The sequence below is a fragment of the Aromatoleum toluolicum genome, from assembly GCF_012911005.2.
GTDB lineage: Bacteria > Pseudomonadota > Gammaproteobacteria > Burkholderiales > Rhodocyclaceae > Aromatoleum > Aromatoleum toluolicum.
On the sequence record NZ_WTVS01000007.1, the window covers coordinates 23,126 to 39,418 of the forward strand.

The following is a 16,293-nucleotide window of genomic DNA, read 5'->3' on the forward strand; positions in this document are numbered from 1 at the left end:
GAAGGCACTTCCGGCCGACCTGGACCGAGCAGCCTCAGGGGATCCATTTGCGGGCACTGATACTCAGATTCGCGCTGTTCGCTGCAACGGCGCTCGCGGCATTGCCGGGGTGCGGCCGCGGACCGGACAACTCGACGACAGCGGACGCACTCCCGCGGGAGGCGATGGCCACGCTGGTGCTGATCGACCGTGGCGGCCCCTTCCCGTACCGCAAGGACGGCACGGTGTTCCAGAATCGAGAACGCCTGCTTCCCGACAAGCCGCGCGGTTACTACCGCGAGTACACGGTGCCGACACCGGGCGAGAATGACCGCGGCGCACGCCGGATTGTCACGGGAGGGAATCCTCCCGAGGTGTATTACTACACCGCCGACCACTATCGCAGTTTCCGCCGGATAGATCCGCGGCGCTGACGCGGGAGGAAGCGATGGAAAACGAGAATCGACTCGCAGACCGGCTGCGCAAGGGCTCGGGCGCCGGGGTGTACCACCTGCCCGCCGATGGAGGGGTCGCCATCGCTGCGGCCGCCGCATCTGGCGGGCTAGGCGTGGCTCGTGCCGATCTGAACGGCTGTGAGGACAAGGCCGAGTTCCTGCGCCGCATCGCTGCGGCACTGCGCTTTCCCGCGTGGTTCGGACACAACTGGGACGCGCTCGCGGATTGCCTGAGCGACATGAGCTGGTGGCCGGCTGCGGGCCACATCTTGATCCTCGAACACGCGGACCGGTTTCGCACCGCGGCGGAGGGGGACTTCCTGACCGCACTCGAGATTCTGGAAGAAGCCGCCCGCGACCACACCGCGGACGATGCGCCCTTGTGGACCTTCGTCGGGCTTGCGGCCGACGGCATTGTCCACCTGCGCAGCTTGTGACAAACGCAATGACCTACAAGCTGCCGGTGTCGGTGCTGGTCGTGGTGCATACGGCGGCATTCGACATCCTGTTGCTGCAGAGGGTGTCACCGCCGGGATTCTGGCAGTCGGTCACGGGGAGCCTCGAGCCGGGCGAATCGCCCGCGGAGGCGGCGTTACGGGAGATTCGCGAGGAAACCGGGATCGGTGCCGGAACGGATTGTCTCGTCGACTGGCGCCACAGCAACCGTTTCGCGATCCGCGACGAATGGCGTCACCGTTATGCCCCGGACGTCTCGCATAATACGGAACACGTGTTCAGCTTGTGCGTGCCAGACGGTCAGCCGGTCACGCTCGCGCCCGACGAGCACGACGCAGCGCTGTGGCTGCCTTGGGAAGCGGCTGCAGCGAAGGTCTTCTCGTGGACAAATCGCGACGCGATCCTTCAGCTGCCCGATCACTACCCGCAAGACGGCAGACGCTAGCGGCATCCGCCGTTCGATCCGTTCAGCCCCCGGAAGTCTCCAGCATCGCCTTCAGGCAGGCCGGGCAGTAGCAGCCTGCCCCTTCGTCGGGAACCGCGGAGAGGGGCGGCAAGACCGCACACCAGCACACCGGCTCACCCGCCTGCATTCCGCAGGTGAAGGCGGCCCCGCAGCGCGGACAGGTTGGTGCGACGCGCATTGCGTCGGCAGCAGGCGGGGGGGTTTCGGTCATCGGGGATCCGCTCCAGTGAGCCGTTGATTGTACTCCCGCGCACTTCTTCGGTCTTGAAATGCTCCATTCCGAATCTATATTTGGGTTGGGAAGACCATGTTGCAAGAAAGGAGAAAGCCATGAGCAACCTGATTCGTCGCGACCCCTTCGATGACCTGCTGCGCGGCTTCTTCGTCCGCCCGGTCGATTTCGGCGGCGGTGGCGCCAGCGAAGCTCCCCAGATGCGCGTGGATGTGAAGGAGGACAACGACACCTACCAGGTTCACGCGGAACTGCCGGGCATCAGTAAAGAGGACATCCATGTCCATATCGATGGTCCGGTGGTGTCGATCAGTGCCGAACGCAAGCAGGAGAAGGAGGTCAAGGAAGGCGAGCGGGTGTTGCGTACCGAACGTTATTTCGGCAAGGTGTCACGCAGCTTCCAGCTCGGCCAGGAAGTCGACGAGGCCAAATCGAGCGCCAAGTTCAAGGATGGGGTGCTCGAACTGAGTCTGCCGAAGAAGGCGCATGAGCAGGCAAAGCGGCTGACGATCGACTGACATCGCTCGCTGTTTCGCGTCCGGCAAGCCGCAATCCTCCGGCAAGGGGGATTGCGGCTTCTGCTTTGCAACACGACTCTTTAGAATGGCGGCGCACAATCAATCAGGAAGCTTCCATGTCCGCATCCCCCGACACCGGCAAGGTCACGCCCGCGCTGAAGGCCGAGATCCTCGCCGAGGCCCTGCCCTACATCAAGCGTTTCTTCGACAAGACGATCGTCATCAAGTACGGCGGCAACGCGATGACCGATCCCAAGCTGAAGGACTGCTTCGCGCGCGACGTCGTGCTGCTGAAGCTGGTGGGATTGAATCCGGTCGTCGTGCATGGCGGCGGCCCGCAGATCGAAACGCTGCTGGCGCGCGTCGGCAAGAAGGGTGAATTCGTCCAGGGGATGCGCGTCACCGATGCGGAGACGATGGAAGTCGTCGAAATGGTGCTCGGTGGCCAGGTCAACAAGGAGATCGTCAGCCTGATCAACCAGCACGGCGGCAAGGCGGTGGGTCTCACCGGCAAGGACGCGAGCTTCATCCGCGCGAAGAAGCTGATGATGCAGAAGAAGGACGCGCCCTTGGGCGACCTCGTCGATATCGGCCAGGTTGGCGAGATCACGCAGATCGACCCCAGCCTGATCTCCTTCCTCGATCAGGGCGACTTCATCCCGGTGATCGCGCCGATCGGCGTCGGCGAGGAGGGCGAGACCTACAACATCAACGCCGACGTGGTGGCCGGCAAGCTCGCCGAGATCCTGAAGGCCGAGAAGCTGGTGCTGCTGACGAACACGCCGGGCGTGCTGGACAAGGACGGCAATCTGCTGACCGGCCTGACGCCGCGCCAGATCGACGGACTGGTCGATGACGGCACGCTGTCGGGCGGGATGCTACCGAAGATCGGTTCGGCGCTGGACGCGGCGCGCAACGGCGTCAAATCCGTGCACATCATCGACGGCCGCGTCGAGCACTGCCTGCTGCTGGAGATCCTGACCGACCACGGCGTCGGCACGATGATCAAGAGCAAGTAAGCCGCAGCTGGCACAAGGACGCCGGGGCTGCCCGCAACGCAGCTCCGGCTTTTTGTTGTCCTCGCTCACCTCAGTCGCCCAGGCCGCCCCGGCGCTGCAGCTCCAGCACGAGGTAGGTGGCCGCCTCGTCGGCGCTCATCGTCACGGTGTTGATGCGCACATCGGGGGTTTCCGGCGCCTCGTAAGGAGAGTCGATCCCCGTAAAGTTCTTGAGCTCGCCGCGTCGCGCCTTCTTGTACAGCCCCTTGGCGTCGCGCCCCTCGGCGACCTCGAGCGGCGTGTCGATGAACACCTCGATGAACTCGTCTTCCGCCATCAGGCTGCGCGCCATCTGACGCTCGGCACGGAACGGCGAAATGAAGGCGGTGATGACGATGAGGCCGGCATCGACCATCAGTTTCGCGACTTCGGCCACGCGGCGGATGTTTTCGACGCGGTCGGCCTCGGTGAAGCCGAGGTCCTTGTTGAGGCCGTGGCGCACGTTGTCGCCGTCGAGCAGGTAGGTGTGATAACCATGCGCGTGCAGCTTCTTCTCGACGAGGTTGGCGATCGTCGACTTGCCTGCGCCCGACAGCCCGGTGAACCACAGCACGCACGGCTTCTGGTGCTTGAGTGCGGCGCGTGAAGCCTTGTCCACATCGACGTGCTGCATGTGGATGTTCTGGCTGCGACGCAGCGCGAAATGGATCAGCCCCGCGCCGACGGTGTTGTTGCTCAGGCGGTCGATGAGGATGAAGCCGCCGGTGTCGCGGTTCTCGGCGTAGGGATCGAAGGCGATCGGACGGTCGAGACTGAGGTTGCACACGCCGATCGCGTTGAGCTCGAGCGTGCGCGCGGCCACATGCTCCAGCGTGTTCACGTTCACCTGGTACTTGATGTGGGTGACGGTCGCGGTCACGGTCTTCGCGCCGATCTTGAGCAGGTAGGGCCGGCCGGGCAGCAGCGGCTCGTCGTGCATCCACACCAGGGTCGTCTCGAACTGGTCGGCCGAGCCGGCGGGCGAGTCGGCGGTCGAAATGACGTCGCCACGCGAGATGTCGATCTCGTCGGCCAGCGTGAGCGTGACCGACTGCCCGGCGACGGCCTGCTCGAGGTCGCCGTCACGCGTGACGATGCGCGCGACCGTGCTTTCCTTGCCCGAGGGCTGGACGCGGATGCGGTCGCCCGGCTTGACGATGCCTCCGGCAATGGAGCCGGCGAAGCCGCGGAAGTCGAGGTTGGGACGATTGACCCACTGCACGGGCAGGCGGAAGGGCTGCTTCTGCAGCCGTTCGTCGTCGACCTCGACGGTTTCGAGGTAGCCCATCAGCGTGGTGCCGTGGTACCAGGGCATATTGGCACTGGGCTCGATGATGCTGTCGCCCTTGTAAGCGGACATCGGAATGAAGGTCACGCCATCGAGGCCGATCTGTTCGGCGAAGCTGCGGTAGTCGTCGCAGATGCGCCGGAACACGGGCTCGGCGTAGTCGACGAGGTCCATCTTGTTGATCGCGACGACGATGCGGCGGATGCCGAGCAGCGACACGAGGTAGCTGTGGCGGCGCGTCTGCGTGAGCACGCCGCGGCGGGCATCGACCATCAGCACGGCGGCGTCGGCGGTCGAGGCGCCGGTCACCATGTTGCGGGTGTATTGCTCGTGGCCCGGGGTGTCGGCGACGATGAACTTGCGCTTGTCGGTGGAGAAGAAGCGATAGGCGACGTCGATCGTGATGCCCTGCTCGCGCTCGGCGGCGAGGCCGTCGACGAGCAGCGCGAAGTCGAGGTTCTCGCCCTGCGTGCCGTACTTCTTCGAGTCGGCCTCCATTGCGGCGAGTTGGTCCTCGAAGAGCATCTTCGATTCGTACAGCAGGCGCCCGATCAGCGTGCTCTTGCCGTCGTCGACGCTGCCACAGGTAATGAAGCGCAGCAGGCTCTTTTTCTCGTGCGCCTGCAGGTACTGCTCGATGTCGGTAGCGATCAGGTCGGAGATGTGTGCCATATCAGAAATACCCTTCCTGCTTTTTCTTTTCCATGGACGCGGCGGAATCGTGGTCGATGACCCGCCCCTGGCGTTCGGACGTCTTGGTCAGCAGCATTTCCTGGATGATCGCCGGCAGCGTCTCGGCCTCGGACTCGACCGCGCCGGTGAGCGGGTAGCAGCCGAGCGTGCGGAAGCGCACCTTCTTCATCATCGGCACCTCGCCCGCATGCAGCGGCATGCGCTCGTCGTCGACCATGATCAGCGCGCCGTCACGTTCGACGACCGGGCGCACGGCGGCGAAGTAGAGCGGCACGATGGGCACCTTCTCGAGGTAGATGTACTGCCAGATGTCGAGCTCGGTCCAGTTCGACAGCGGGAACACGCGCATCGACTCGCCCTTGTGCTTGCGGGCGTTGTAGAGCTTCCACAGCTCGGGGCGCTGGCTCTTCGGGTCCCAGCGGTGTTGCGCGGTGCGGAAGGAGAAGATGCGCTCCTTGGCGCGCGACTTTTCCTCGTCGCGGCGGGCGCCGCCGAAAGCCGCATCGAAACCATACTGGTCGAGCGCCTGCTTGAGGCCCTCGGTCTTCATGATGTCGGTGTGGATCGCCGAACCGTGGGTGAAGGGATTGATGTCCTTGGCGACACCCTCGGGGTTGATGTGCACGATCAGGTCGAGCCCGAGCTTGCTCACCATCTCGTCGCGGAAGGTGTACATGTCGCGGAACTTCCAGCGCGTGTCGACGTGCAGCAGCGGGAACGGCGGGGGCGCCGGGTGGAAGGCCTTCATCGCGAGGTGCAGCATCACCGCGCTGTCCTTGCCAATGGAGTACAGCATCACCGGGTTTTCCGCTTCGGCGACCACCTCCCGCATGATATGGATGCTTTCGGCTTCGAGCCGCTGCAGGTGGGTAAGAGACATCGAGGTCCTCGTGATGACGATGAATTGCACAGTCGGCCCGCGTGATCGGACCTACAATGCCGGGTCGCCAAGTATACCAACCGGCTGGAGTGGCACCTGTGTCAGATAACCATCCCCTTTCCGATCTCCTCGAGCGCCTGCTGCCGATCGCGCGCGAGGCGGGCGAAGTCGTGATGTCGGTGTATGCGACGGATTTTTCGGTGCGCGGCAAGGACGATGCGTCGCCGGTCACCGAGGCGGACGAACGCGCCGAAGCGGTGATCCTCGCAGGGCTCGCGGCACTCACGCCGGACGTTCCGGTGGTGGCCGAAGAGGCGGTCGCAGCGGGGCGCGTTCCGGCCATCGGCAAGCGTTTCTGGCTCGTCGATCCGCTCGACGGCACCAAGGAGTTCATCAAGCGCAATGGTGAGTTCACGGTCAATATCGCCCTCGTCGAAGACGGCCGGCCGCTGCTGGGCGTTGTTCTCGCCCCCGCCCTCGACCGGCTCTACGCGGGGGCGGTTGGCGTCGGCGCCTTCGTCGAGGATGCAAACGGTCGTCATGCGATCCGCTGCCGCGTGCCGCCAGCCGAGGGCCTCACCGTGGTCGCCAGCCGCTCGCATGGCGACGCGGCGGCGCTCGACGCCTTTCTCGCGGGACGCAAGGTCGCGAAACAGGCGAACGCCGGCTCGTCGCTGAAGCTGTGCCTGATCGCAGCCGGCGAAGCCGACCTCTACCCCCGGCTCGGGCGCACGATGGAATGGGACATCGCCGCCGGCCATGCCGTGCTCGCAGCCGCTGGCGGACGCGTCGCCGAACTCGACGGACGCCCCCTCGCCTATGCCAAGCCGGGATTCGAGACCCCCCATTTCGCCGCATGGGGCTTTGATGAAGGCGTCACGCCCCACGCGCAATGACGGCTTACGCAGTCCTGCTGTCCATTGTCGCGCTGCTGGCGCTCCTCATTCGCGGGCGCACCGCCCCCGCCATCCTGTTCACGGTATGGGCTGCGGCGTACTACCTGGCCGGATTCGTCAGCGAACGCGAGTGGCTCGCCGGCTACACGAATTCCGCGCTGATCACCCTGATCCTGCTGTTGCTGGTGTCGCTGGCGCTGGAGCGCTCGCCGCTATTGGACCGCTTCTCGGATCTCGTCCTGAAGGGCGGGCCGGCGCGCGCGATCCTGCGCCTGTCCGTCGTGACGACGATGTTTTCGGCTGTACTCAACAACACGGCCGTCGTCGGCGCCCTGCTAGGGGTGGTCTCCAAGCAGCGCCGCGTGGCACCGTCGAAGCTGCTGATTCCCCTTTCCTACGCCGCGATCCTGGGCGGCGTCACGACCCTGATCGGTACCTCGACGAACCTCGTCGTCAATTCCTTCGTGATCGATGCCGGGCTGCCGGCACTGGAGATGTTCCAGTTCAGCCTCGTCGGCATCCCGCTCGCACTCGCATGCATTGCGGTGATGGTGTTGTGCTCGCGCCTGCTGCCGGCGCACGAACCGGCCGAACGGGAAAACCGCCAGACCTACTTTCTCGAGGCGCAGATCACTCCCGATTCGCCGCTGGCCGGCCGCAGCATCGAGCAGAACCGGCTGCGCAACCTCGACGGCCTGTTCCTGCTGGAACTCGAACGCGAAGGACGGCTGATCTCCCCGGTGGGGCCGGACGAAGTCCTCGAAGAAGGCGACGTCCTCGTCTTCACCGGGCAAGTCGAAAAGATGCAGGCGCTGCAGCAGATTCCCGGCCTGCAGGTGTTCGGCACGCGCGCCGACGCGCTGCTGGGCTCCAATCTCGTCGAGGTGGTGATCTCGAACGAGTCGATCCTGCCCAATCGCACACTGCGGGACGTGGATTTCCGCTCGCAGTTCGACGCCGGCGTCGTCGGCATCCGGCGTGGCGACAAGCGCCTGACCGGCCAGCTCGGACGGATCCCGCTGCGCGTCGGTGACGCGCTGCTGCTCGCCGTCGGCCCGGATTTCGCCCAGCACCGCAACATCGACCGCAACTTCCACCTGCTCGACTCGGGGGTGCTGCGACCGAAGCTGACGCCACGCCAGAGCACGCTCGCACTGACCGGCTTCGCGCTCGCCATTGCGGTGTCCGCAGTCGGCGTGTGGCCGCTGCTGAACTGTCTGCTCGTGCTGCTCGCGATCCTGCTCGCGACGCGCATCCTGTCGGTGAGCGAAATGCGTCGGCGCTTCCCCTTCGACCTGCTGGTGACGATCGGCTCGGCGCTCGCGATCGCCAAGGCGCTGGAGTCGTCCGGTGCGGCGGAACTGGTCGCCGACGCGATGCGCAGCCTGTTCGACGGCCACGGTGTGGTCGGAGCCTTCGTCGGCGTATACCTGATCACCGTCGTGCTCACCGAAGTGATCACGAACAACGCCGCCGCGGCGCTTGCGTTTCCGATTGCGCTGTCGACCGCCCGCGCGTTCGACGTCGATCCGATGCCTTTCGTGATGGCAATCGCCTACGGCGCGAGCGCGGGTTTCCTGATTCCCTTCGGCTACCAGACCCACCTGATGGTGATGTCGCCGGGCCGATACCGCACGCTGGACTTCTTCCGCATAGGCCTGCCGGTCAGCCTGACCTATTCGGCCGCGGTCCTGCTGCTGGTGCCGGTATTCTTCCCGTTCTGAGACGTCTCAGCGGGCGCTGAGACGGGTGACGAAATCGACGACGGTACCGACGGTCGCAAAGGAGCTGCCGTCGATCTCGTCGTCCGGCACCTCGATGCCGAAACGCTCCTCGATCGCGTGGATGACCGCGAGCACGGCCATCGAGTCGAGCTCGGGCACGCTGCCGAGCAGCGCCGTATCGGCATCGAATTGCAACCCGCGGCCGTTGAGGCTCAACACTTCGTCGAGCAGGGCCAAGACCTGTTCCTGGATGTTCAAAGCAAAAACCTCACAGCACCTACCAACACACTTTACGATCACAACCGTCCGCACGCTGCGGGCCCGGAGTCGCGCATTATACTTCCGGTCTGCACTCGCCCGCCTCGCTTCCCCACGATAAAGAATGCGCAACGCCGAGCCAAGACCACCGCAATGATGCCGATCGCCCTGCTCCACGACCTGATCCGCGCCGCCGTCGCACGCAATCCCGCGCAGGCGGCGCTGAGCCGCAGTGCACAAACCATATCCTACGCGGAACTCGAAACGCAATGCGATGCATTCGCGGCGGGACTGCTCGGACTGGGCCTCGCACGGGGCGAACGGGTCGCGATCTACCTCGAAAAACGCTTCGAGTTCGTCGCCGCCGCGTTCGGGACGAGCACCGCCGGTGGCGTCTTCGTGCCGGTCAATCCGCTGCTGAAGGGCGAGCAGGTCGGACATATCCTGCGCGACTGCAACGTCCGTGTGCTGGTCACGAGCGCCGAGCGCCTCCCGCTGTTGCAATCGGTGCTCGCACAGTGCCACGACCTGCGCCAGATCGTGCTGGTCGGCACACCGGCGGAGTTGCCGACTGTGGAAGGCGCGACCGTGCATCGCTGGAGCGATCTTGCGGCCGCCCCTGCGCGCAGTGGCCACCGCGTGATCGACACCGACATGGCGGCGATCCTGTACACCTCGGGCAGCACCGGGCGCCCCAAGGGCGTGGTGCTGTCCCACCGCAACCTCGTCACCGGCGCGCGCAGCGTTGCACAGTACCTCGAGAACCATGCCGGCGACACTCTGCTCGCGGCGCTGCCGCTGTCCTTCGATGCCGGCTTCTCGCAACTCACGACGGCCTTCCACGCCGGCGCGCGCGCGGTGCTGATCGACTACCTGCTGCCGCGCGACGTGCTCAATGCGGTCGTGCGCGAGCGGGTCACCGGGCTCACCGCGGTCCCGCCGCTATGGATCCAACTCGCGGGACTCGAATGGCCGGAATCGGTCGCCGGGCACCTGCGCTACATCGCCAACACCGGCGGACGCATGCCCTTCGAAACGCTGAAGACGCTGCGCACGAAACTGCCGCGCACCCGCCCCTTCCTGATGTACGGGCTGACTGAAGCCTTTCGCGCCACCTACCTGCCGCCCGAGGAGGTCGACCGCCGCCCCGACTCGATCGGCAAGGCGATCCCGAACGCCGAGGTGCTGGTGCTGCGCGAGGATGGCAGCGAATGCGCGCCGAACGAACCCGGCGAACTGGTGCAGCGCGGCGCACTGGTCGGCATGGGCTACTGGAACGACGCGGAAAAGACTGCCGAGCGCTACAAGCCGCTGCCCGCCGGCGTCGGCGGACGTGATGCCGGACTGATGATCCCCGAGATCGCCGTGTTTTCGGGAGACACCGTGCGTCGCGACGAGGAAGGTTTCCTGTACTTCATCGGCCGGCGCGACGAGATGATGAAGACCTCCGGCTACCGCGTGAGCCCCACGGAGGTCGAGGAGATCGTCTATGGCACGGGCCGTGTCGGCGAATGCGTCGCTTTCGGGCTGCCGCATCCGGCGCTCGGACAGGCGATCTGCATCGTCGCCACGCCCGCCCCAGGCACGACGCTGGACACGACGGCCCTGCTCGCCGACTGCCGCAGCCGCATGCCGGCGTACATGGTGCCGGCGCGCGTTGAGGTCCGCAGCGGACCGCTGCCGCGCAACCCCAACGGCAAGATCGACCGCAAGCTGCTTGCCTCCGAATACCTGCAACAGGAATCCGCGCAGTGAACACCGCCGCCAAACCCGCCCCCGTTCACGCACCGATGTCGCAATTCCCGATCCGCAACGGCGAACTGATCGTCGGCGGCGTGCCGCTCACGCGCCTGGCCGCGCGCGTCGGACAGACGCCGTTCTACGCCTACGACCGGCGCCTGCTGGGCACACGCGTGGGCGAACTGCGCGAAGCGCTGCCCGATGCGATCGACCTCCACTATGCTGTGAAGGCAAACCCGATGCCCGCGCTGGTCGGGTTCATGGCCGAACTCGTCGACGGCCTCGACGTGGCGTCCGCAGGCGAGTTGCGCGTGGCGCTCGACGCCGGCTGCCCGCCCGCCGACATCAGCTTCGCCGGCCCCGGCAAGCGCGACACCGAGCTCGAGCAGGCGGTCGCTGCCGGCGTGCTGCTGAACGTCGAATCGGCGGGCGAGCTGCGGCGGCTCGCGGACATCTCCGCCCGCCTCGGCTGGCCGGCGCGAGTCGCCCTGCGCGTGAATCCGGACTTCGAACTCAAGAGCTCGGGCATGAAGATGGGCGGCGGCCCCAAGCCCTTCGGTGTCGATGCCGAAGCGGCGCCGGAGCTCCTCGCCGAGCTCGGACGGCTCGGCCTCGCCTTCGAGGGCTTCCACCTCTTCGCGGGTTCGCAGAACCTGCGCGCGGAGGCGATCGTCGAGGCGCAACAGAAGAGCTTCGAGCTCGCGCAGCGCCTCGCCGACGCAGCGCCCGCGCCGGTGCGCGTGCTGAACCTCGGCGGGGGCTTTGGCATCCCCTACTTTCCCGGCGAGACACGCCTCGATCTCGCCCCGATCGGTGCGAATCTTGCGGAGATCGCGCACGCAGCGGAACGCCGGATGCCGGATGCGACGCTCGTCATCGAGCTGGGGCGCTATCTCGTCGGCGAGGCGGGGGCCTACGTCAGCCGCGTCGTCGACCGCAAGGTGTCGCGCGGGCAGGTCTTCCTCGTGTGCGACGGCGGCCTGCACCACCACCTCTCGGCCTCGGGCAACTTCGGCCAGGTCATCCGCAAGAACTATCCGACGGCGATCGGCAACCGCGCGGACGCGCCCGCCTCCACGGTGGCGACGGCGGTCGGCCCGCTGTGCACCCCGCTCGATCTCCTGGCGGAACGCATGCCCCTGCCGGAAGCGCAGGTCGGCGATTTGGTCGTGATCTTCCAGTCCGGCGCCTATGGCGCGAGCGCCAGCCCGCAGGCCTTCCTCGGGCATCCGCCGGTGGTCGAGGTACTGGTCTAGCAGGGCCCCTGGCCTGGGCGGAGGGTAACGACGAGATCCTCCGTCCCACTGCACAGGCTGTAGCTGGCGTCCTGGACGATCGTGTGCACCTTGTACGTGTAATTCTGGCCCCGACCGTAGTCGTAGCGCACCTGGGTGCCAGGGCCGTTGCCCGTCACCGTCCAGGTACCCACCTGCTTGGTCGGATCGACCTTGTCGTTCGGCCCCATCTTGTAGTCGATCAGGGCGCCCCCCGCCTGGTGATATTCCTGCCATCGGTCGGTCCCGCGCAATGCGCAGAGTGTCTTGCCCTGCAGAAGCGTCGTCAACGTGGTGGCACCGGTGACCTGGGAAGCCGCCGTACACGCAGCGCCGGCGGTAGTGGGCAATAACGCAAACGACAGGACGGCAGAGGCTAGCAGGCACTTCATGACGATCCTCCGGAAACGAATGCGGCCCGATCGGCGGGTCGCGGCAGGGAAAGAACGAAATCAGTCTAGACCCGCATCTCGTGCCGCGCTTGCGTGATATCCAACACGCGTGCATTCAGTCACATCGATTGTTCGCGTCGGCCCTGCATCCCATAATAGGACACTGCCTTGACGCGGCGACAGTGGCGCCCGCCCCTGCGCCCGCCTTCCGCCGGAGCACGCCTTGCCAGCTTCCGCCCCTGTCGTCGCGCGAAATCCCTATGCCGCAGCGACGCTCGCATGGGCGGTCTTCATCGTCTACGGGAGCCTCGTCCCGCTCGACTTCCGTCCCCGTCCGGACGCCTGGCAGGCCTTTCTCGCCACACCCTACCTCGCGCTCGGCGTCGGTTCGCGCGCCGACTGGGTCGCGAACATTTTGCTGTATCTCGTGCTGGCGTACTGCGCGACGGGTGCAATCCAGGGGGACCAACGGAGCCCGCGAATCTTCCGACTTGCGGGTACGCTGGGGGCGTGTCTCGCACTTGCGCTGGGGATCGAGTTTCTGCAGCTCTACTTTCCGCCGCGCACCGTTTCACTCAATGACCTCATTGCCGAATTCCTCGGCACCGGACTGGGTTGTGCGCTGTGGTTCGCGTCGGGGCGTCGATTCGCCGCGATGTGGGCACGCTTCGTCGGCGGCGGCGCCCACAGCGTTCGCGCCCTGCTCGCGCTCTACGCCAGCGGCTACCTCGCGTTCAGCCTCTTTCCCTACGACTTTCTCGTTTCCGCTACCGAACTCACCGCCAAGCTGACCAACGCCGAAGCCATCGCCTTCGCCCCCACCGCCAGTTGCGGCGCGGGCCTGAGCTGCGCAACCAAGCTGTTCGCCGAGGCCGTGCTGGTGATGCCGTTCGGTGCGCTGTTGGTGGTCGGGGCAGGTACGCAGCAAGCGAGGCGAGCAGGCGCATTCGCGGGTCTTGCCTTGGGGATGTGTCTCGGCCTGGCGATCGAACTCGTGCAGATTCTGCTCGCATCGGGTACGACTCAAGGGATATCGGTGCTCACGCGCGGACTCGGCGCGGCGTGGGGTGCAGCCCTTGCGCGCAGTGCCGTCGAGGGCGGGCTACGGATCGAACCCGGCGCCGCCCGGCGCGCGGTATTGCTCGCCACACCTCTTTACCTGCTCCTGACGCTCGCCCTGAACGAAGTACTGCCCCTGCGTCTCCAGCCGCTCTGGGCTGCGACTGAAAAGCTCGCTGAACTGCGCTTCCTGCCCTTCTACTATCACTACTACACGTCCGAAACCGCCGCGGTGCGCAGCGTACTCGCGATTGCTGGGAGCTACGCGCCCATCGGCCTGGCGGCCGCGCTCGCTTTTCCGGGCCGGCGGCGCGCAGCCTGGGCTGCAATCCTGCTCGGGGCCGCCCTGTGCCTCGGCATCGAAGTCTTGAAGCTCTTTACCGCCGCAAAGCACCCCGACCCGACCAATCTCCTGATCGCGGGGGCGAGCGTATGGCTCACCGACGCACTGGCGAGCCGGGCGCTGCGCCGCACGCAAGAAACAAGCCCGACAACAGTGCAATCATCCCCCCGCAGACCAGCCCCCCTGTGGCGGCTCCCCCTCGGTGTCGCGCTCCCAGTCGCCGCGCTTGGCGCCGTCGTCGCTGCAACCCGCCCTCCTGCGTCCTGGTCGCCCGCCGACAACGGCGCGCACACCACCTTCCCTCCCCCCGAAGCCGCGCCGGCGGTGTCGCTGCCCGGCTTCCGCGACGCCCATCCGCGGCTTCCGCACCCATCGGCGGCCGATCTGGCGCAACTCGCGGCACGCAATCCGGGCTACCTTGCGGCACGGCGCAATGCTGCGGGCGGGGGCAAGGGGCCGGTCGATGCCGTCGCCTTCACTGCCCTGGCCGCACCCGGCAGCCAGGATCTCGGCCTGCTGCACCGCCGCCTGATGGAAATGCGCTTCACCGATCGCGGCGACGACCAGGTCAAAGCGCTCGCGCTTGCCTACGACTGGCTGCACGCACAGTGGAGCTACGCCGAGCGCATCGCCCTCCACGACAAGCTCGGCGAGGGCTGCCAGTACGTCATCGACTTCATCCGCCGCGAACGCCTCTCGCCGTACAACGCCATCCTCTACAACAGCCCGCTGCAGGCGCTGATGGCGTGCTCAATTGCCCTGTACCGCGAACACCCGCGCGGCGACGCCCTCATGGCCTTCACTCACGACCTGTGGACACGGCGCGTGCTGCCGGTGTGGCGCCAGGTGTTCGGCACCCACGGCGGCTGGCACGAAGGCGGCGAATACGTCGCGGTCGGCATCGGCCAGGCGGTCTACACGGTCCCCGCGATGTGGCTCGCCGCGACCGGCGAGAACCTCTTCGAGTCCGAGGTCGGGCTACGCGGCTTCCTCGACTTCCTCGTCTACCGCACACGCCCCGACGGCACCCAGATCCGCTGGGGCGACGCCAGCAACCTGCAGCGGCACCCGCCCGACGCCGCGCCACTCGCCCTGCACTACCGCCACGCAGCAGCCTACGGTCTTGCCGCCGCGCCCGCGGCCCCGACGCCCACCGGTTGGCCCTGGGGTCCGCTGTCCGAAGCCACACTTACCGATCCGGGCTCCGTCGCAACGCGCCCCCTCTCGCGGCACTTCGACGGCATCGGCCTGGTCGTCGCCCGCAACGACTGGACACCCGACGCCACCTACGTCACGTTCAAGGCCGGCGACAACTTCTGGTCCCACAGCCATCTCGACCAGGGCGCCTTCACGATCGACAAGGGCGGCCCGCTCGCGGTCGACAGCGGCATCTACGGCCCGCGCTACGGCTCGGACCACCACATGAACTACGCCTACCAGACCGTGGCTCACAACGCCCTCACCGTCACCGATCCGGCCGACGACGCCCCCCTCCCGACCCCGGAGGGCCCGCGGCCCATCGCGAACGACGGCGGACAGCGGCGCGTCGGCTCCGGCTGGCATGTCGCCCCGGCGCCCATCGACCGCGACGAATGGGAGCGAGCGCGCGAGCTCTACCACACCGGCCGGATCGCCCGCCTTCTAGACGAGGATGCGCTCACCGTCGCGGTCGCCGACCTCACCCCCGCCTACACGAACGCCCACTCCGCGCGTGGCGAAGCTTCGCACCGCAGCCGCCGCGTCGAACGCGCGTGGCGGGTGTTTGGCTACGACCGGATCGACGACGTCGTCGTGATCTACGACGACGTCCGCGCCACCGACCCCGCCTTCCGCAAACGCTGGCTCCTGCACGCCAATTCGGCACCGGAGGTCAGCAACGAGGGCTTCGTCGTCGCCGCACCGCCGCGCGGAGCGGCGCGGTCGGGCGGCCGACTCGAAGCCCGCGTGCTGCTTCCGCAGGAACGCCGCCTGCTGACCACAGGCGGGCGCGGTTTCGAGTTCTTCGTCGATGGCCGCAATCACGACGACGACGGCAAGCTCGTCGAGGCGATGCGTCGCCCGCCTCCGGCGCCGGAGGCCGGTGGCTGGAGGGTAGAACTTATGCCCGCGCACGACGCCCTCGAAGACCGCTTCCTCGTGGTATTGCTGCCCACCAGCGCGGACACGCGCCCCGCCCATCGCGTGCGCCTGCTGCGACAGGGCGAGGAACTGGGCTGCGAAATCGCCGGACCCCAGCGCACGACGCGCTGGTGGTTCACACCCGGTCAGCTCGGCGTGCGCATCGAGATCGGCGAGGCGCCATCGGTCAAGATCCACGGACTACGCAGCGACAACGTCACCCCCGCCTCGCTCGAACACCACTGGACAGCGTGGCTGCGCTCGGCGCTACGACTCGATCGCTGAACCACCGCGAGGCCGTAGCGAAGGAAAGACAACATAACCGACTTTCGCCGATCATCGCCGAAAATCAGCCAAACAATGAATGACCCACGCCCACCGGACCGTTGTTGGCGACAACCCCAAGGGGTGGGACAGTCGGTACTTAGCACGCCAGTCGCCACAGCCGCTGCCATTCTGCGTTCAGCAGGCATCTGCGAATGTCC

15 protein-coding genes are annotated in these 16,293 nt (G+C 66.7%); 10 read left to right on the top strand and 5 right to left on the bottom strand.

The features are described from left to right. Nucleotides 1–47 precede the first annotated feature (47 nt). From GPA27_RS04845 to nudB, 3 genes are read left to right on the top strand one after another with little or no spacing between them, the layout of a single operon-like run. Nucleotides 48–413 carry a guanyl-specific ribonuclease gene (locus tag GPA27_RS04845; protein WP_169138170.1) on the top strand — a complete coding sequence of 122 codons (366 nt, stop codon included), beginning with the start codon at nt 48–50 and terminating at the stop codon, nt 411–413. A 14-nt stretch (nt 414–427) separates the two neighbouring features. Beyond that, nucleotides 428–871 (top strand): barstar family protein, encoded by a 444-nt coding sequence (locus tag GPA27_RS04850; RefSeq protein WP_169138172.1) that lies wholly within the window; start codon nt 428–430, stop codon nt 869–871. An 8-nt stretch (nt 872–879) separates the two neighbouring features. Continuing rightward, nucleotides 880–1,335 carry a dihydroneopterin triphosphate diphosphatase gene (nudB, locus tag GPA27_RS04855; RefSeq protein ID WP_169138174.1) on the top strand — a complete coding sequence of 152 codons (456 nt, stop codon included), beginning with the start codon at nt 880–882 and terminating at the stop codon, nt 1,333–1,335. Between the two features lie 22 nt (nt 1,336–1,357). On the opposite strand, the gene GPA27_RS04860 is transcribed toward nudB, so the two are convergent. Further along, nucleotides 1,358–1,567, bottom strand: a complete 210-nt coding sequence (locus GPA27_RS04860; protein ID WP_246260943.1) for a cysteine-rich CWC family protein — start codon at nt 1,565–1,567, stop codon at nt 1,358–1,360. Nucleotides 1,568–1,686: 119 nt separating this feature from the next. On the opposite strand from GPA27_RS04860, the gene GPA27_RS04865 reads away from it, so the two are divergent. Then, entirely contained in the window at nt 1,687–2,106 is a 420-nt protein-coding gene (locus GPA27_RS04865) for an Hsp20/alpha crystallin family protein (protein ID WP_169138176.1), read from the top strand. A gap of 116 nt (nt 2,107–2,222) precedes the next feature. After that, nucleotides 2,223–3,125 (top strand): acetylglutamate kinase, encoded by a 903-nt coding sequence (argB, locus tag GPA27_RS04870; protein ID WP_169138178.1) that lies wholly within the window; start codon nt 2,223–2,225, stop codon nt 3,123–3,125. Between the two features lie 70 nt (nt 3,126–3,195). Here argB and cysN read toward each other — a convergent pair whose 3' ends face one another. Then, nucleotides 3,196–5,103, bottom strand: coding sequence for a sulfate adenylyltransferase subunit CysN (gene cysN, locus GPA27_RS04875; RefSeq protein ID WP_169138179.1), 1,908 nt, complete (start codon nt 5,101–5,103; stop codon nt 3,196–3,198). A 1-nt stretch (nt 5,104) separates the two neighbouring features. Further along, nucleotides 5,105–6,004 (bottom strand): sulfate adenylyltransferase subunit CysD, encoded by a 900-nt coding sequence (gene cysD, locus GPA27_RS04880; RefSeq protein WP_169138180.1) that lies wholly within the window; start codon nt 6,002–6,004, stop codon nt 5,105–5,107. 98 nt (nt 6,005–6,102) lie between these two features. On the opposite strand from cysD, the gene cysQ reads away from it, so the two are divergent. Both cysQ and GPA27_RS04890 read left to right on the top strand, forming a co-directional pair. Then, nucleotides 6,103–6,900 (top strand): 3'(2'),5'-bisphosphate nucleotidase CysQ, encoded by a 798-nt coding sequence (gene cysQ / locus GPA27_RS04885; RefSeq protein ID WP_256222778.1) that lies wholly within the window; start codon nt 6,103–6,105, stop codon nt 6,898–6,900. Then, nucleotides 6,897–8,624: an SLC13 family permease gene (locus GPA27_RS04890; RefSeq protein WP_169138183.1), complete on the top strand. Its 1,728-nt coding sequence runs from the start codon at nt 6,897–6,899 to the stop codon at nt 8,622–8,624. The genes cysQ and GPA27_RS04890 overlap by 4 nt, the downstream gene beginning before the upstream one ends. A 6-nt stretch (nt 8,625–8,630) precedes the next feature. On the opposite strand, the gene GPA27_RS04895 is transcribed toward GPA27_RS04890, so the two are convergent. Then, nucleotides 8,631–8,882 carry an acyl carrier protein gene (locus tag GPA27_RS04895; RefSeq protein ID WP_076602209.1) on the bottom strand — a complete coding sequence of 84 codons (252 nt, stop codon included), beginning with the start codon at nt 8,880–8,882 and terminating at the stop codon, nt 8,631–8,633. 153 nt (nt 8,883–9,035) lie between these two features. Between GPA27_RS04895 and GPA27_RS04900 the strand changes: the two genes are divergently transcribed. After that, nucleotides 9,036–10,637 carry an acyl-CoA ligase (AMP-forming), exosortase A system-associated gene (locus tag GPA27_RS04900; protein WP_169138184.1) on the top strand — a complete coding sequence of 534 codons (1,602 nt, stop codon included), beginning with the start codon at nt 9,036–9,038 and terminating at the stop codon, nt 10,635–10,637. 35 nt (nt 10,638–10,672) lie between these two features. Next, entirely contained in the window at nt 10,673–11,878 is a 1,206-nt protein-coding gene (locus GPA27_RS04905) for a pyridoxal-dependent decarboxylase, exosortase A system-associated (protein ID WP_169138298.1), read from the top strand. Here the strand turns inward: GPA27_RS04905 and GPA27_RS04910 are convergent. Further along, the gene (locus GPA27_RS04910; protein ID WP_169138185.1) at nt 11,875–12,288 is read right to left on the bottom strand and encodes a hypothetical protein; all 414 of its coding nucleotides are present in this window, start codon (nt 12,286–12,288) and stop codon (nt 11,875–11,877) included. The two genes, GPA27_RS04905 and GPA27_RS04910, sit on opposite strands and share 4 nt — an antisense overlap. Nucleotides 12,289–12,511: 223 nt before the next feature. On the opposite strand from GPA27_RS04910, the gene GPA27_RS04915 reads away from it, so the two are divergent. Continuing rightward, the gene (locus GPA27_RS04915) at nt 12,512–16,093 is read left to right on the top strand and encodes a VanZ family protein (RefSeq protein WP_169138186.1); all 3,582 of its coding nucleotides are present in this window, start codon (nt 12,512–12,514) and stop codon (nt 16,091–16,093) included. The last annotated feature ends 200 nt before the right edge of the window (nt 16,094–16,293 follow it).

Coding starts and splice junctions, on each gene's coding strand:
- cysN (WP_169138179.1), bottom strand. CDS start 5,103: ATGGCACACATCTCCGACCTGATCGCTACCGACATCGAGCAGTACCTG.
- GPA27_RS04860 (WP_246260943.1), bottom strand. CDS start 1,567: ATGACCGAAACCCCCCCGCCTGCTGCCGACGCAATGCGCGTCGCACCA.
- argB (WP_169138178.1), top strand. CDS start 2,223: ATGTCCGCATCCCCCGACACCGGCAAGGTCACGCCCGCGCTGAAGGCC.
- cysD (WP_169138180.1), bottom strand. CDS start 6,004: ATGTCTCTTACCCACCTGCAGCGGCTCGAAGCCGAAAGCATCCATATC.
- GPA27_RS04850 (WP_169138172.1), top strand. CDS start 428: ATGGAAAACGAGAATCGACTCGCAGACCGGCTGCGCAAGGGCTCGGGC.
- GPA27_RS04900 (WP_169138184.1), top strand. CDS start 9,036: ATGATGCCGATCGCCCTGCTCCACGACCTGATCCGCGCCGCCGTCGCA.
- nudB (WP_169138174.1), top strand. CDS start 880: ATGACCTACAAGCTGCCGGTGTCGGTGCTGGTCGTGGTGCATACGGCG.
- GPA27_RS04905 (WP_169138298.1), top strand. CDS start 10,673: ATGTCGCAATTCCCGATCCGCAACGGCGAACTGATCGTCGGCGGCGTG.
- GPA27_RS04890 (WP_169138183.1), top strand. CDS start 6,897: ATGACGGCTTACGCAGTCCTGCTGTCCATTGTCGCGCTGCTGGCGCTC.
- GPA27_RS04910 (WP_169138185.1), bottom strand. CDS start 12,288: ATGAAGTGCCTGCTAGCCTCTGCCGTCCTGTCGTTTGCGTTATTGCCC.
- GPA27_RS04865 (WP_169138176.1), top strand. CDS start 1,687: ATGAGCAACCTGATTCGTCGCGACCCCTTCGATGACCTGCTGCGCGGC.